Source organism: Vibrio spartinae, assembly GCF_024347135.1.
GTDB classification, from domain to species: domain Bacteria; phylum Pseudomonadota; class Gammaproteobacteria; order Enterobacterales; family Vibrionaceae; genus Vibrio; species Vibrio spartinae.
In genome coordinates this window covers 3,218,917-3,235,772 of record NZ_AP024907.1, presented here as the reverse complement: position 1 = coordinate 3,235,772, position 16,856 = coordinate 3,218,917, and the positions used below count along the sequence as shown (strand labels likewise).

Sequence of the window (16,856 nt, the reverse complement as noted above, 5' to 3'; positions counted from 1 at the left end):
CGGCTTAGGACGCCCCGCTTCAAATCACGGATGATGATGACAAACAGGGTTTTCTATCATCATGATATTGAGCGTCCACATTGGCCGAATAAATCGCTAAGTTTGACCTACACTTGAGGGATGTAGGTCTAATTGGATATAGCGATGCCAGATCAAAATATCGGACAAATACTCCAGTCTTTCAATAATATAGAATCTCGAATTCAAGAGCAAAATGGTATGCTACGAGAGTTGACTGCGAAGGTGAAGTCACTCGAAACGCAGAATCAGCAATTGGTTCAGATGGTCCGCCAATTACAATCACAAGTGTCATCCCCATCACCTGAGCAGTATGGTCAGAGTAAAGCTGAGTTTCAGGAGACCGTCACGCGTAGTTTACGCTCGATTGAAGATAAGTCGAAGAAAGCGATTGAGCTGATCAAAGCTAACGGTGGTAAAAAACGCGCTTGGCCATAAGTAATAGGATGGGTGATGGGATGAGCGATGTATCGGACTGGCAGGTTGTCTCAAAGAGAGTGTGATATAACGGTATAAAAAGGCAGCACATGATGCTGCCTGATATTTTTTACTTCGAGCAATTTGTATCGACGATGTAGCTCGTTTGGTCAAATTTTTGCCATGCGCCAGTGCCTACGCCATCTACGACAAGAATGGAAACAAGACCAAAGTCGATGAATACGCCTAACAACGTGGTTGGGTCGAATGATTTTGTCACAGGAATCGTGACTGAGTGGCAATTATCTTCTTCAACGCGAATCGTATAGTTTTGATTTTTCTTGAATACGGTCATGACATTACCAGCGCCAAGGTATGCCTCATTGACATAGATTTTAGCTGCTGGGTTTTTACTACGAATCGATACTTGTTGACTTGTGCCGTTAAACATTGCTGCACAGCCAGAAAGTGTGACAAGCAAGATAAAGCTGATTAAAAGTTTTTTCATGTTTCGCCCATGATTTTTGCAAAGCGCGCATTCTCTATGATTTAGGATTCAATTTGAAGTGTTATTTTGATGTATGTCTAATAAATCATCATTTTTAATGATGTTTTAATCATATTCGACTGACAGTGAAAGACCAGAATCAAGACTAAGTTCAGACATAAAGCGATTGTGGTTTACCGAATAGTGGATGAACTTCTCCTTATTATATCTATGTGATATAAACCTCACGCATATCAGATGCAGCGATTTAAATTTGACTGGTCTAGATTATGTTGACTGGGAAATATTTTTAAATGACTTCTTGAAATCCCAACACTTACTTTAAAAATCATAGAATTGGAATCTTATGAAAAAAATATTTATTTTCGTTATTGGCCTGATGGTACATGTGAATTCATTCGCTTTAGACGCACAAGGTAATGGCAATGGATGGATTAGTTTAGGTGTGCCCAATTATATTCACATGGGAACAGACGGCCGATTCTATCTCAATGGGACTCATCAAGGACAATGTGCAGGTGTTAGACCGCAATATTTTAGACTCAATATGGATAAACCACATTTTAAAGAGTTCTATTCATGGTTGCTTTCAATGCAGGTGCAAAAGAAAAGTCTCGATTGTGTCGTCGATAGCGGTTGTGGCAGTGATCAGGTCTGGGTGAGCTATTGCCGAGGCGGTATGTAGTTAGTCTATTATCCCCCGGCTTTCGTAGTTCTTTGGGCTGCTGGTATGAAATGAGCGCCATGATGGTCTTAAAACGGTTGGGGGATTGCACTATCAATAGTTCATTCATGCAAACTCGCAAATACTCGCTGGGTTAAAAAATAATCTATTCTTTTATTGATATAACAAATATAAAGAAAAGGATTATTGTATGAAGACTCAGATATTGACAGTTGGTATTACAGCATTGGTTTTAACCGGATGTTCGATGACTGCTGTAAACCCGCAAGAAGAGTATAACCATACGCTCCTCATGCCCTTTGACGCGTCGAAACCAGAAACGAAGGTTTTTTATAACGGTATTCAGTGTGTCGATAAGGACTCAAATGCGGAAGAAACGAGGCTTTGTCGTGCCTATGCTTGGGCTGAGCAATTAGAATTCAGATACGCCAAAGCAGCGGATACTCAATACAAATTGAATACAGGTTATGATGCAGCTTTGCTGGCCGGAGCTTTAGCATCAGGGGTGATATTACTCGGCAATGCTCATATCGATGCGATCAAATCTGCTGGGGTATTCATCGCTGGGGTGACGGGGATGAAGAGCTATCATCAGCCCATATCGAGAACCGAGTTATATTTATCAGCTGAAAAGAAAATGGCATGTATTACCAAAACCAGTCATTTGATATTACAGGATAAAAATTCTGAACAGCAAGTTCAAACACTTGGTAAGAATATGATCAACAGTTTGAATCAGTTGAGCTCTAACACATTTCTTGATCATATCAAGGAGATTAAAAAAGGGGTAGATGGTACTGAAACTGCTGCCGATGTTGTCGCAGAAGGGAAGACGGCCTTGGAGACTTATCAAACATTACTGGCTAATCGAGCCGGGTTGTTCCAAGAGGCGCATGAATCGCAGTACCTGCTCTCTTCGATGCCTGATGCGGTAATTGCTGCCACGAAAGACGCCAATCTCGCGGTAAAAAATCAAGCGCTATCCAATCGTCCGGATATCACTACCATCATTGCAAACCTGAATACTCAAATGACCAATATCCGAAAATCTGCATCACAAGAGGGGATGTATGATGCTATTTTTCAATCGGTAGATAGTGTCGATGGCACAGTAGAAGACGAGGAAAGTCGTTTCACGCCTACACTTAAGCAATCGATATCTGCTGTCAATCAACTGCTCGGTCGTATCAAATTCACGCGAGAGAAATTAAATGCCACGAAAGCCCGGTATGTTCGTGCCCAAGAAGCGTTGAAGTTGTGTCCGGCTGTGAGTCTATGAAGCAACGTTGTCACGTCCTAAATGAATCACAGAGCTTCCTGAGTAGAAAGCTCTGTGATTCATTTTTTCCAACAGCAAAAAGAATTCACCGTAAGTTCACCGTGTATTTTCGTGAGCTATTCGTCGCGTAGCATCACATCGAGTTGATCCACCAACTCGACCCAATCCGCATCGTCCTCAATTGCCTGTTTCAAAAAAGCGGATTGGGAAGCTGTCCAAAAGCTCGCTTCATGTATCGGCGTTGAGTCTCTTGAATGTCGATGATTTTTCACGAACGCTTGAATTTCTTCTGGTGAACTCCCGAGACCCAGCTGTTCGAATAGAGCTGACATGTCGTGTTGATAGATTTCCATCATTGCCTCCTGAGTTACGTCCACTTACCTGAAGTATATATGCTGTGCTAAATGGAGTCGGTTTTATCGCGGTGATGTGAGCAATATTGTTGCGACAAATCGGCATAATGATTGGTCAAAGATATCGTACATACTTCTTTTTCGTCATCTTGCTGGTTAGCTTGACCCGACCCCAGCTTTCATGAAAATAAAATCAAAGTACGCAATTAATATTGAAAATAAAATTCAAAACAAAGTTATTTTGTGAGTTTGGTTGTGCTTTATTTGAATCTTTTTTGCAGTACTTGTATTAATAGGTATTTTGTAAATAACGATTGAATACACAAATACCTGAAAACAAAAGTAACTGAAAACAAAATACCTAGAAACAAAATACCTGGAAACAAAATAACTGGAAACAAAAGTAACTGAACCTTACACCACTATCTGGAATGGAAAATAATTATGAGAATAGTTGCAATTACTTCCTGTGCTGCCGGTATATCTCATACCTTCATGGCTGAAGAAGCTTTGATTGAGGCAGGCAAAGAACTTGGTTATCAAATCAGAGTGGAAACTCAAGGCAATATAGGAACACAAACCCCTTTAACTCAAGAAGAAATTGAAGATGCTGATTTGGTTGTGATTGCCAGTGATGTTACGGTGTCTTTGGCGCGCTTTAGTGGTAAAAGGATTTATCAAGTATCGACAAATGATGCCATTGCCGATGCAAAAACGGTTATTCGCGATGCATCAGCAAAAGCTGAAATTACAATGTCCTCAATCGAAGAATCTAAAGGAAAAAATGTGGGGGCAGGGGTGACGATTGGCACCTCAAAACACAATGCATTCTTCCGTCATACAATGAGTGGTGTTGGTTACATGATACCAATGGCGACTTGTGGTCTTCTTCTGGCTTTAGCCAATATTTTTGCATTCAATAGTGATGCTCAGGGGCATCTAGTCAATTGGGGGTTTGATGAATCAACCGCTCTAGGCTACTTCATGTCGCACTTATTTATGGTTGGTAAAGTCGGCTTTACTTTGATGATTCCTCTGTTTGCTGGTTTTGTCGCGAACTCGATTGCTGACCGCCCGGCAATTGCACCTGCTATGATTGGTGCCTATATCGCCAATGACCCCGCTTTTCTCGGAACAAAAACCGGTGGGAGCTTTTTAGCTGCATTGTTAATTGCCTTCATTGTTGGCTATATGGTGCTTTATCTAAAACGCATTTCTTGGCCGAAGATTCTTCGCCCGGCAGTGCCGATTATGATCATCCCTGTGATATCCACCTTTTTAATTTTCATTTTCGTTCTTTACGGCATTGGTAAACCTATTTCATTCGCGATGGATACTATGTATCAATGGCTTAATATCCTGATTACTGAGCATAAAAGCTCGTCATTCTTAATCGGTGCTGTCATCGGTGGAATGATTGGGTTCGATTTTGGCGGGCCAATTAATAAAACGGCTTATGTGTTTAGTACTGCTGTCTTTGTTGACACATTAGGGCAATACGGTGTCGATGGCGCAAATTTACTGCCATTTACCGCTGTGCAAGCCTCCATCTCAATCGCACCGCTTGGGATATTTGTCGCTTCACGTTTATTTAAAAAACGATTCTCTAGTGAAGAGCGAAACACAGCAAACGCTGCATGTGCCATGGGTATGGTTGGTGTTTCTGAAGGTGCGATCCCATTTGCTGCGGCTAACCCCATTCAACTTATCGTTGCGAGCGTTTGTGGTTCGGCGTTAGCTGGCGGTTTAGTTGGCTTATGGGGGATTCGTAACTTTGGCGGGTTAGGTTCACCTCTGGGCACGATTATCGGCTACGTTGAACAACCTATTCCAATTGTATCTTGGGTGCTTTGCACTGGTGCCGGAATTCTGCTTACTGCGGTAATCATTGGTGTTTGGCGCACAAAGTCTGAGAAGAATATGGAGAAGTTATATGCTCAGCAAACTGTTTAAAGGGTTAAAAGGTGGCGAGTCACGGCCTATTTTTGATGCAACTCATGTACTGATTGATGAATCTTCTAAGACTCGTGATGAAGCTTTGCAATTTATTGCCAGAGAATTGTTCAACCGCAATTACATCACTCATCAGGATAAGTTTCTTGTCGATTTAATCGCTCGTGAGGACACCGATTCGACAGGATTTAAAGATGGAATTGCCACACCCCATGCAAAAAGTAAGCAAGTAAAAAGCGCTGGTATTTGGGTTGTTCGTTTTTCAAATCCGATTCAGTGGGAAACAATGGATAACTCTGATGTACAAACCGTGATCGCTCTTTCTATTCCAAATAAAGGAAGCGAAGATGTCATGAAATCGCTTATTGCGATTTCTAAAGCAAATATGAAAGCTGAATTTAGAGATATTGTTAAAAATGGTGAAAACAATACCGTTGTCAGTGAAATTGAAAATGTACTTAAGGAGGGGATATGAAAGCCAGGGTTGTTCATCTGATTCCCCACACTCATTGGGATTATGAATGGTATTTCACGCACCCTGAATCTTCGGTTCAGCTGACCTATCATATGGACGATGTTTTCCAGGCTCTCGAACAAGAACAAATACAGCAATACTTATTAGATGGGCAAACCAGCATTGTAGAAGATTACCTTGAACTGGCACCAGAAAAGGCAAGTAAGCTGAGAGAGCTTGTGACTCACGGCCAAATGAAGATCGGCCCTTGGTATACTCAAACCGATCAGCTTATTATCAGCGGTGAATCTATCGTCCGGAATTTGCTGATTGGTTCTCGTATTGCTGAGTCATTAGGCGGTAGCTGGGACATCGGTTATGTGCCGGATGCTTTTGGTCAAAGTATCGATATGCCTAAAATATATAACGGGTTTGGTATCACTCATTCCGTCTTCTGGCGAGGCTTGTCTCGTGATACTTGTGAAGCGAGAGAGTTTGTCTGGACGAGTGAAGATGGCAGCAAAGTGAATTGCTACCAAATCCGTAATGGATATTATCTCGCTGAACCGCAGATAGCAGGGATGGATCCCGATGAACTGGTTGCCCAAATAGCGGAAGATACCTCAGCAAATGCGATACCATATCCTTATGGTGCCGACCAGATCAAAGTCGATTTCGATGTCAAAAGCAAGATTCACCGTTTCAACGCCGGTTCGCAAACGGGGCACCAATTTATCGAAAGTAATTACAATGCGTTGTTTGAAAGTTTAACGAACACGTATGATGATGCTTTTGTCTATCAAGGAGAAATGATCGAAGCACAGTATTCAAAAATACATCGCTCAATCTACTCAACTCGGTATGACCACAAGCAACTGAATGACCGAGTCGAAACCCGTTTAAGCTACATTCTTGAACCGCTTATGGCTTTGGCTGATTATCGAAACATTCCGTATAAGACTGCGCTCGTGAATCATATATGGAAGATGTTATTGCGTTGTCATGCACATGATAGTGCCGGTGGCTGTAATAGTGATCGAACTAACCGTCATATTAAGCAGCGTTTGATTACTGCGGATGAAATGTCCGCTGCCAACAGTGATTATTTAGTTCGAAAACTTTCTGAGTCTGTGTTGACTGACAGTGATAACAATCTGTTGCTTATCAATACATTGCCTTATGTCAGGGACGAGCGCGTCGTTCTTGAAGTGGATACGTTAACGCCTGAGTTTTCGCTTTTTGATGATACCGGGACGCCTGTAGCATTCAATGTACTGAGTTCAGAAAAAACTTACCATGGCTCGATCCGCAGAACAGTAGCGGAACAGCTTGCAGAGTTATATCACTATCACCATCAAGTTGAATTAAAGACATCGCTACCAGCATTGGGCTATCGTTGTTTCAATATTCAGGCGCATAGCCAACCCATCGGTGAAAAAGGTAGCAGCTTTAAGTCTGAAGATAATTTCATTCACAACCAACACTATGTGCTGACACTGGCAAATGGCGAATTAGTGCTCACAGATACAGCGAGTCAAAAGCCATTAAAACAATCGATCTTTATTCGTGACGTCGGTGATGATGGTGACAATTACGATTACTCTCCACCGCTAAATGACTGGGAATTGCGTTTTAATTTCTTAAACAGCGTTGTTACAACAACCAAAACATCGTTCAGTCAGTCAATGATTATTCAGGGAACATGGCTATTGCCTAAAGACCTTGAAGAGCGAGAAAAACGTCAAACATCAGCACTCATAGATTTTACACTCGAGCTTACTCTCTCTGATGGAAATCGTCCGCTAGAGATGAGTTTATCGATCAATAATATCGCGAAAGACCACAGAATGCAGGTCGTTGTTGATAGTGATATACACTCAACCGAGTCGATCGCAAATACACCATTTGGCGTTGTTCGCCGTCCTAATCGTCATCCCAAGTGGCAGACGTGGCGGGCAGAGCAGTGGAAAGAAGAGCCGTCAAGCATATATCCAATGATCCACTCGGCTTCAATTTGTGATGAGCACCATTCCCTCACTTTCTTTAGCAATGGCATTAAGGAATATGAAGTCATTAACGACGATAACAGCCCCACCACCGGAAAAATTGCATTAACGTTATTCCGTTCTGTTGGCTGGTTAGGAAAACCCGATCTGGTCAGACGGCCCGGAATCGCATCAGGGCAGCAGTTTAAATATATACCGACGCCGGATAGTCAGCTTCTCGAGCCGCTTACTTTCGATATTGCCATCTCGCTTGATGATCAGTACAGCGCTGCCAGAAACATGAGAAACTGGCAACAGTTGGCGGTGCCTGTGCAAAGTTATCAGCAACAAGAAGTCAATCGGTTTACGAACACGATGAAGTATTTTGGTATTAACTCAGTCGCTTGTGAGCGTGAGTCAATGACCAGTTTATTGACGATTAATGCACCAGACTTGGTTTATAGCGCATTAAAACAAGCTCAAGGCAGTGAAGACCTGATTCTTCGGCTCTACAATCCCTCAGAAGAGGCCATAGAAACGGCTGGTTATATCGAATTTTCGATGTCAGTAGAGCAAATATACTTGGTTGAACTCTCAGAAAAAATCAGTGAAGCGCTAACCATAGAAAGTGGCAGGTTAGAATTAGAAAACTTTAAACCAAAGCAAATCAAAACTTTCTTGGTGTGTGTGGGGCATTCGTAATGATCGTCCTCACACGATCAAGTGGAGTTAACTTAACTAGTGCTTCTAGGAGCATTCGTTAAATTAATGCATTAAATAAGACGAGCAAATATTATGAATAATGATCTGGATATGGTGATTTCCTATTCTCGAGTCAAATTTACTCGAAAGGAAAATCAAATTGCAGACTATTTACTGGCAAACCCAGTGCCTGACAAGATAGAAACGCTTGCAAAAGCGATTGATGTGTCGGCTTCATCGCTTACTCGTTTTACTAAAAAAATTGGCTGTCAATCTTTTAAAGAATTTTACTATCGTTATCAAAGACGTGTAGAGGAAACGACTCCGGATATCGAAGAAGATCAACAAGGTGCGTTACATCACGAATATGTGAATCTATTACAAAATCGATATGACGTATTCGATGATAAAGTGACTCAATCCTTAGCTAAAGAAATTCACACCCGTCCTGGTATTCATGTTTATGGTGAAGGATTTAGCACTCTTGTTGCTCAGGATTTAAAGCTAAGGTTTAGACGGTTGGGGAAATTCGTCGATATTATCCCAGACACAGATTCAATGGATATGTACGGGCCGCCGATGCAATCTAATGATTTGTTGCTCATCATTTCGCTAAATGGGCGTAATGAAAGGTTAATTAAATACTTAAATCATTTAAAAGAGCGAGGCGTGACGATTGCGTGTATGACTGCCAATAAAAAATCCAAAATGGTCAGCCTTTCTCAATACGTATTATTTACGCCGTCGTTAAATGGTGAAGAGTCAACCGGTCTGATATCACCTCAATTTCCATTGTTAATGGCTGTAGATTCTCTTTATGGGCATTACGTGAATACATATAGGTCATCAATCGATACTTGGATGGCAACAGAGAAACACTATTTATTATCCAAATAAGAGAAGGTCACGATGCTAATTGGTTTTGACATAGGTGGAACAAAAATTGAAGTTTGCGTCCTTGATGAGTGCGGAAATACATGTTTTAAAACAAGGACAACCACGCCTAAAAAATATCCACTGTTTCTAGAAACAATCAGCGCCCTCGTTGTAGAAGCAGAGACTGCGGTTAATCATGATTTTACGCATGTGGGGATTGGACTACCCGGAACAATTAGCCCAGCCACAGGGTTGATGAAAAACTCTAACTGTACGTTTATTAACGGCCACGATTTATTATCTGATCTCTCAAATCAGTTAAATAAACCAGTTTATATCGCGAATGATGCAAACTGTTTGGCTTTGTCAGAAGCGATAGATGGTGCTGGGGAGAAGGGTAGATTAGTCTTTGGCGCGATACTTGGCACTGGTTGTGGTGGGGGAATTGTTTTTAACAAAATCCTTTGGGAAGGAGCGAATGCACTCGGTGGTGAGTGGGGACACAACCCTCTCCCGAACTTTTCGCCACTTAAAGATGGAGAGCCGCGCAGTTGCTACTGTGGGAAAGAAAACTGTATTGAGCAATTTATATCGGGGACGGGGCTGGAAATCACCTACAACGCCTTAGCTCAGTCTTCATTGAATGCGTCAGACATCATAGCAGCAAAGCGTAATGGCGATGCTACTGCATTATCTGCTTACCATTTGTTGATCGATCAAATGGCAAGAAGTTTTGCCGCTCTTATCAATATGATGGATCCTGATATTATTGTGATTGGTGGCGGCCTGTCTAATGTTGAAGAAATTTATGAAGATATTCCAATCCAGATCCGGCATTACATCTTTGGTAATGAGTTGAAAACTGAGTTTAAAAAAGCTGAATATGGCGATAGTAGCGGGATACGAGGTGCCGCTCGACTGGCTAAAGCAACAAATTGATTCGTCAGATATTTGTCCAATCAGCACTGATGTGGTTGGCGTATTTTCCATCGAGGAGAACAAGGCAGCAATGCTGTACTCGATCTCCTTGGTTGAATGAACATGACTAAGTGTAGACTGGACTAGATGATGGGGAGCAGGTCACATCCCTTAGTGAAACCTTCAGCGCTCAACTAAAACAGCAAGATGACCCACGAGTCAAAATTGAATACTTTGGCGGGGTAATCGAAGTTGCTCAGGTTGAAGGGGATTTTGCTTCCCTGCGCGAGTCCGACTTAAAATCTGTGCTCCCGAACAGAATGTTATTTCAAACCTTTCTTGAACAGCTTCGCACCGGGCATCAGGTGTTGCTTACTGATGTTCCGTCTGTTCCCTTGTTAATTCGGGATCGGGATGAATGGGGCAATCAATACTGGCGGGTGAATCCTGCCATCGAGCCCAATATTGATTCGTTGGCCCATAAAGCCTATACCGCGAGAATGGAACTGGTGAATCATGGCATTGGTTCATTCTATTCAGGGAGTGTCAATGCTTCGGTTTATACCGAGCCTTACATTGAGCCTGAACCCGTGAAATTATCCCTGAAAGAGCGTTATGAGAAGCAATGCCGGGAAAATTATCTCAATAGTGAAAAAACGTGGGCGATGCTTCAGGAAAGAAAAGCTCAGGAAAAGGCACAGGAACAGGAACAGCAATTTTCTCTGGGATGGATGCAGGTCGAATCAACTCAATCTCAGCAAGATTTGTGGGCAAGTCTGTTCACTTCTGACACGACCACGACACAAAAGCAATTAGTCAAAAAGTATAATACTCATCTGAATGAACCCGTTCGTCAGGGTGAAATTGTTATATTACCAACCACGGTGCCTACGACCGATAAAGAGAAGCAATCATTAACTGAGTTACAGGAAGAAGCAAAGGCGGCTAGTACCGAATTAGCGAAGCTTAGTGATGAAGAAGTCGCAACTGTTTACCGCCATTTTGAATTATTAGACTATTATGCTTCGAACGGTTTGAAATATATCCGGGATAATGGCTTACCTTCGGATCAATATGCTTATGCATCAGTCGGTGTTAGTGCCGTTGCGACGGGGATTGAAAGTCACTTAAAGCATGTCGGTAGTATCATTCAGGAAATAAATTCTCTTTATGTAACCCAAGTGGCGATGGCAAGTCGTAACGGGGGCGTTAATTATGGTTCTTTTGTTGCTGAACGTGCGGCACTGCTCAATAAACTGGACCAGTCATTTACCCGATTTTCAAGCCGCGCTATAAACATCCCAGCTTTTCGGCAGGTAAAAAAATCACTCAGGCTTTCTACCAAATCTGTAATTCATAATGCGGATGACATTATTAAGAGTGGAGTCGTCCCGAACCTTGGCAAACGAATTGCCAATATTTCAGTTGGTGTTTGGGGGGCTAGAGGTGTTGGTTATTTAGGCCTTGGATTAGCAGCAGCTAGTGGAGTAAATAATATTTACGATGCTTGTTCAGTCGATGGTAGAGGGGAGTGTGGTAAAACAACTGCAAGGGAAGTTGTAGGCTTTTTCTCTGGATGGATTGCTGGCGTCTGGGGGGGAGAAATCGGAGTTGCTATTGCAACTCTTGCATTAGGCTTTGTTGGGGCAGCGTCTGCACCAGTGATTGCCATTGCTTTGGTTGGTAGTGCTGTTGCTGGGGGATTCATTGGCGGTACATTTGGATCTATGGCAGGTAAAGCTACAGTTGATATTATTTATGAAAAAACGATGGAAGGACTCGAATAGTGAATCTCATTGACTGGATACAACTGATTTCGGGCGGTTTTTTTATAGGCTGGATTGTTCCTTTGGGAATTCAATCTATCAGTATTTCATTAGGTAATTCAAAGCGTATTCTGTTTATAGATGAGCAGTTGGCGAAAGATGTTAATGAAGTCTATGAAAAGCCTTTTCACATGACATTTTTTGCCATAGGTGGGCGTTTTAACCGTTATTGTGTTGCGTATCCGTTTATTTATCACCGGATGACGACAACATCTAAAGGTTTTCGGGTTTTGATGACCCTGAACTCGGCCTGTTTCTACAGTTTCTTTATCTTTTGGCTTTCTGTTATTGCTGAACGTTTTCTTTGATTTCAGTCCATACAAACATTATTTGACACCTCCCTCCAACAGAACTCATCTACCCGTGTACTGGCAAAATCCAGTGCCGGGCTTAGGAACCCCGAGATAACCAAAAGGCGCATGATGCCGCCAGCTTTTGCTGGCGTTTCTGTGTGTGCTTTGTTGCACCCTAATTATGGTGGACTGAGCGGGGCTGACTTCGGTCAGGCCGTTTCCTTTTGGGCGGTAAGTTCCTAACCCCAATCAGTTCACCACCCTACAGCCTAGGAACTTGCCGGGTGGTGAATCCTCTAAACCAAAAGGAGAATTCATCATGTGCCATTGTGATTTATCTAAAGACCCTTCCGATCTCATTCATGAAGCTCACGAAATAGTTTTAGGATTGTCGGCCTTGGCAATCGCTCAGAAAGGTTCTATGGAACATCTAAGCGGGGAATCGCTGTTCTTCCTGCTACAGCCGATAGAAACAAGAAAGGCTTAGCATTAAATATAACGCTAAGCCTTTGATAAATATGGTGGGCCTTCCGGGACTTGAACCCAGGACCTGCCGATTATGAGTCGGATGCTCTAACCAACTGAGCTAAAGGCCCCTTAAGACGGACGATTATAGGGGATACGCCTGATACTGTCTAGCCTCAATGATGACTAAATATGCTTATATTTTATTCACTTAAATCATAGCGCATAAAAAAGGTGAGCATTTGCTCACCTTTTGTTCATTGAATTGAATCAGTCTACTCATCCAAGAAGCTACGCAGTGTTTCTGAACGACTTGGGTGTCGTAATTTACGTAGTGCTTTGGCTTCGATTTGACGAATCCGTTCACGGGTTACATCAAACTGTTTGCCCACTTCTTCAAGGGTGTGGTCTGTGTTCATGTCGATACCAAAACGCATCCGAAGAACTTTTGCTTCACGAGGTGTCAGGCCTGCCAGAACATCACGTGTCGCAGCCCTTAAGCTGGTTGCGGTTGCTGAGTCAATTGGCAGATCCAGTGTCGTATCTTCAATGAAATCACCCAGATGCGAATCTTCGTCGTCACCGATTGGTGTCTCCATTGAGATTGGCTCTTTGGCAATTTTCAGCACTTTACGGATTTTGTCTTCCGGCATTTGCATCCGTTCTGCCAGCTCTTCGGGCAGTGGCTCTCGTCCCATTTCCTGAAGCATTTGACGAGAAATCCGATTCAGCTTGTTGATCGTTTCGATCATATGGACCGGAATACGAATCGTCCGAGCCTGATCCGCAATCGAGCGAGTGATTGCCTGACGAATCCACCATGTTGCGTAAGTTGAGAACTTGTAGCCACGACGGTATTCAAACTTATCGACAGCTTTCATCAGACCGATATTCCCTTCCTGAATCAAATCAAGGAATTGTAGGCCTCGGTTGGTGTATTTTTTCGCAATTGAAATCACCAGACGTAAGTTCGCTTCAACCATCTCTTTCTTGGCTCGACGCGCTTTCGCTTCACCGATAGACATACGACGGCTGATATCTTTGATACGCAAAACCCTTAAAGATGTTTCTTCTTCAATGGCTTTGAGTTTCTGGATCGAACGGCGGATGTCTTCTTCGCTCTTACGAATTTTGTCAACATAAGGTTTGTCAGATGCTAAAAGCGTATCCAACCAATTTTCGTTAGATTCATTACCGGTAAATGCACTGATAAATGCTTTTTTCGGCATTTTGGCATGTTCAACAACATGCTTCATGATTAAACGTTCTTGCGTTTTGACCCGATCCATCGAACCACGAAGTGTTTCAACCAGATTATCAAACTGTTTTGGGGTCAAACGAAAATCACGGAAGGCATCCAGAACAAGTTCCGATGCTTGTGACGTTTGTTCGTTAGATTCACCGAATTCATTCAGGGCTAACTGGTAATCACGATATTTGTTACGAAGGTTATTGAACTTCTCTCGTGCTAGCTCAGGATCGATACCGACATCGTCGTCACTATCGTCATCATCACTATTGTTATCAGCACTTTCTTCGTCTTCTCCATCTTCTTCCTCCTCACCTTTATTCTTTGGTGAAAGAGGCATATCTTCGTCTTCCAGATCTGTACCCGTCAGTTCTGAACCGATATGGGTAGCAGTCGGTGATGCTGTTTCATCGGCATCTGGATCGACAAAGCCTGAAATCAAATCGGTTAGTCTTAACTCTTCAGTTTCAACTCTGTCGAATTGTTCAAGGATATAAGGGATGGTTCCCGGATATTCGGCAACAGCGCTTTGAACTTGGTTAATCCCATCTTCAATGCGCTTTGCAATATCGATTTCACCTTCACGAGTGAGAAGCTCGACAGTTCCCATCTCACGCATATACATGCGGACAGGGTCTGTCGTACGACCAATTTCACTTTCAACACTGGATAGAGCTGCTGCGGCTGCTTCTGCAACATCTTCATCCGTAATGTTTGTATCATCATTCAGTGCCAGATCATCAGCATCAGGTGCAGTTTCTACGACCTTGATACCCATGTCGTTAATCATCTGAATAATGTCTTCTACCTGCTCAGAATCTACAATTTCTGCAGGGAGGTGGTCATTGACTTCAGCGTAGGTCAGATAGCCTTGTTCTTTGCCCTTGATGACAAGTGATTTAAGCTGTGACTGCGGATTTTGATCCATAGACGGTATCCAACTTCATTTCTAGTGACGGAATTAGTATGCAGAATGCAAACCACGTATTCTAACAAATTAATCATTTGTTGGCTATAAATAAGGGATTACGCTTTCAAATCTAGCATCAACGCTAGCAGTTCCCTTTTCTCGTCAGCTGATAAACCAACGCTTCTCTCTTTTGCCTGCAGATTTTCAATTTGTTTTTCAACACACTGGGTAATTATCTTATCCAGTGAATCTAAAAATATTTCTTCTTGATAGTCTTCTACGAGTGGGATATCCCAACTCGCGAGACGTGACAGAAGAGGCTCATTTCGATGGCCTCGCCAGTTTTCGAGTAGCTGACCTGTTGTTACATTGGGGTAATTTCGACATTTTTCAAGGACCTCAATAAATAAGCTCAAACCGGGAATATCAAGTGTCGCGACGCTTGATAGATCCGGTATTCTATCAGCATAGTTCGGATTTTGCAGAAGCAAAGCGATAACTTCTCTCATCGGTGTGCGCTTCATTTCCGCTTGTGGGCGAATCGCTGATGTTTGTTCCGAAACTTGCTTTTTATTCAATGCCGATTGAATCGCATTTGCGCTGAGGCCAGTGCGTAATGACAATTCTTCCCATAGATAAATTTTCAGCGCCTCGTCCTGAACCTGATTAATTAAAGGTTCTGCCAGATGGATGACTCGAAAACGGCCTTCCCGGCTACTGTTGTCTACTACACGAGACATTAATCCCTGAAACAGAAAATCAGAGAAAGACATTGACTGCTGAACTTGATATTCAAATGCTTCTGTACCACGTTGACGGATGTATGAGTCCGGATCTTCTTTGTCCGGTAAGAACATAAATTTCAGGCTCTTATTACCACTGAGTAGTGAGAGCGCATTCTCTAATGCTCGCCACGCGGCCTGTCGTCCTGCATTATCGCCATCATAGCAACAAACGACAGCATTCGTTTGTCGGAAAAGTACCTGTAAATGGTCGTTGGTTGTGGATGTCCCCAAAGACGCAACCGCATAGTCAACGCCATACTGAGCCAATGCCACGACATCCATGTAACCTTCAGTGACCAGAATTTGTGGGGGTTCTCGATGCGCTTGAAGGACTTCGTATAAACCATATAACTCTTTTCCTTTGTGGAAAATATCGGTTTCCGGCGAGTTGAGATATTTGGGTGTTCCGTCCCCGAGGACTCGGCCACCGAAGCCAATCACACGACCACGGCGATCCCGGATGGGAAACATGACCCGACCTCGAAAGCGGTCATAGCGACGCCCGTTGTCATTCTCAACCAGCATTCCCGCAGCGGTGAGCATCTGCTCTGATTCTGGCGTACGGGAAAAGTTTTTATGGACCAGATCCCATTCATCAGCGACATAGCCGATACCGAATTTTTGGACGATATCTTTGGATAGCCCGCGATTTTTTAAATAATCGATAGCCACCTTGCTGCTTGGATTCCTGAGTTGATGGCGGTAAAACTGCGCAATTTGTTCCATTAAATCATACAAGGTGCGTTTTTGTTCTTTGCGCGCCTGTGATTTTTGGGCATCGAATGGTGTTGCGCCTTTTTCTCTCGGGACTTCTAATCCAAGTAAGCCTGCGAGCTCTTCAATCGCTTCGACGAACTCTAAACGTTCGTACTCCATCATGAAATCGATGGCATTCCCATGCACGCCACAACCAAAGCAATGGTAAAATTGTTTGTCTTGACTGACGCTGAAAGATGGGGTTTTTTCATTATGAAAAGGGCAGCAAGCGCTGTAGTTCTTTCCCTTTTTTTTAAGTTTGACGCGAGCGTCAATAACATCGACGATATCCAGTCGAGCGAGTAAATCATTGATGAAATTTCGAGGAATATACCCAGCCATAAGACCTGATAGCTAATGTTACTGTGGATAGCTAATTTACATGTTAGCGTGTATACAAACAAGCCGTGCCATATAGAATAGC

14 protein-coding genes and 1 tRNA gene are annotated in these 16,856 nt (G+C 42.8%); 10 read left to right on the top strand and 5 right to left on the bottom strand.

Features of this window, described 5'->3' with window-relative positions; genetic code table 11:
* Positions 1–144: 144 nt before the first annotated feature.
* Complete coding sequence (locus tag OCU60_RS14500) at positions 145–456, top strand: hypothetical protein (RefSeq protein ID WP_074371903.1); 312 nt, start codon at positions 145–147, stop codon at positions 454–456.
* 109 nt (positions 457–565) lie between these two features.
* Here the strand turns inward: OCU60_RS14500 and OCU60_RS14495 are convergent, their stop codons facing one another.
* Positions 566–943 carry a PEGA domain-containing protein gene (locus tag OCU60_RS14495; protein ID WP_074371902.1) on the bottom strand — a complete coding sequence of 126 codons (378 nt, stop codon included), beginning with the start codon at positions 941–943 and terminating at the stop codon, positions 566–568.
* 346 nt (positions 944–1,289) lie between these two features.
* On the opposite strand from OCU60_RS14495, the gene OCU60_RS14490 reads away from it, so the two are divergent.
* A complete protein-coding gene (locus OCU60_RS14490) occupies positions 1,290–1,628 on the top strand; it encodes a hypothetical protein (RefSeq protein WP_074371901.1) in 339 nt (112 codons plus the stop codon).
* Positions 1,629–1,818: 190 nt separating this feature from the next.
* Positions 1,819–2,907 carry a hypothetical protein gene (locus OCU60_RS14485; protein ID WP_074371900.1) on the top strand — a complete coding sequence of 363 codons (1,089 nt, stop codon included), beginning with the start codon at positions 1,819–1,821 and terminating at the stop codon, positions 2,905–2,907.
* Positions 2,908–3,023: 116 nt separating this feature from the next.
* On the opposite strand, the gene OCU60_RS14480 is transcribed toward OCU60_RS14485, so the two are convergent.
* Complete coding sequence (locus tag OCU60_RS14480; RefSeq protein WP_074371899.1) at positions 3,024–3,260, bottom strand: DUF2789 domain-containing protein; 237 nt, start codon at positions 3,258–3,260, stop codon at positions 3,024–3,026.
* 444 nt (positions 3,261–3,704) lie between these two features.
* Here OCU60_RS14480 and OCU60_RS14475 point away from each other — a divergent pair, with 444 nt between their 5' ends.
* The 7 genes from OCU60_RS14475 (at position 3,705) to OCU60_RS14445 (ending at position 12,282) form a co-directional block, all read left to right on the top strand.
* The gene (locus tag OCU60_RS14475) at positions 3,705–5,213 is read left to right on the top strand and encodes a PTS fructose transporter subunit IIC (protein ID WP_074371898.1); all 1,509 of its coding nucleotides are present in this window, start codon (positions 3,705–3,707) and stop codon (positions 5,211–5,213) included.
* Positions 5,194–5,688 carry a PTS sugar transporter subunit IIA gene (locus tag OCU60_RS14470; RefSeq protein WP_074371897.1) on the top strand — a complete coding sequence of 165 codons (495 nt, stop codon included), beginning with the start codon at positions 5,194–5,196 and terminating at the stop codon, positions 5,686–5,688. The genes OCU60_RS14475 and OCU60_RS14470 overlap by 20 nt, the downstream gene beginning before the upstream one ends.
* Positions 5,685–8,354, top strand: coding sequence for a glycoside hydrolase family 38 N-terminal domain-containing protein (locus OCU60_RS14465; protein ID WP_074371896.1), 2,670 nt, complete (start codon positions 5,685–5,687; stop codon positions 8,352–8,354). Before OCU60_RS14470 ends, OCU60_RS14465 begins: the two co-directional genes overlap by 4 nt.
* A 93-nt stretch (positions 8,355–8,447) precedes the next feature.
* Positions 8,448–9,251, top strand: coding sequence for a MurR/RpiR family transcriptional regulator (locus OCU60_RS14460; RefSeq protein ID WP_074371895.1), 804 nt, complete (start codon positions 8,448–8,450; stop codon positions 9,249–9,251).
* Between the two features lie 12 nt (positions 9,252–9,263).
* Positions 9,264–10,169, top strand: coding sequence for an ROK family protein (locus OCU60_RS14455; RefSeq protein WP_074371894.1), 906 nt, complete (start codon positions 9,264–9,266; stop codon positions 10,167–10,169).
* Between the two features lie 299 nt (positions 10,170–10,468).
* Positions 10,469–11,935, top strand: coding sequence for a hypothetical protein (locus OCU60_RS14450; RefSeq protein WP_235862144.1), 1,467 nt, complete (start codon positions 10,469–10,471; stop codon positions 11,933–11,935).
* A complete protein-coding gene (locus OCU60_RS14445) occupies positions 11,935–12,282 on the top strand; it encodes a hypothetical protein (RefSeq protein WP_074371893.1) in 348 nt (115 codons plus the stop codon). Before OCU60_RS14450 ends, OCU60_RS14445 begins: the two co-directional genes overlap by 1 nt.
* Before the next feature lie 504 nt (positions 12,283–12,786).
* Here the strand turns inward: OCU60_RS14445 and OCU60_RS14440 are convergent.
* From OCU60_RS14440 to dnaG, 3 genes are all read right to left on the bottom strand, one after another.
* Positions 12,787–12,863, bottom strand: a tRNA-Ile gene (locus OCU60_RS14440).
* A gap of 144 nt (positions 12,864–13,007) precedes the next feature.
* On the bottom strand, positions 13,008–14,909 hold the full coding sequence (rpoD, locus tag OCU60_RS14435) for an RNA polymerase sigma factor RpoD (RefSeq protein ID WP_074371892.1): 1,902 nt from the start codon (positions 14,907–14,909) through the stop codon (positions 13,008–13,010).
* A 98-nt stretch (positions 14,910–15,007) separates the two neighbouring features.
* A complete protein-coding gene (gene dnaG / locus OCU60_RS14430) occupies positions 15,008–16,774 on the bottom strand; it encodes a DNA primase (protein ID WP_074371891.1) in 1,767 nt (588 codons plus the stop codon).
* Positions 16,775–16,856: the final 82 nt, after the last annotated feature.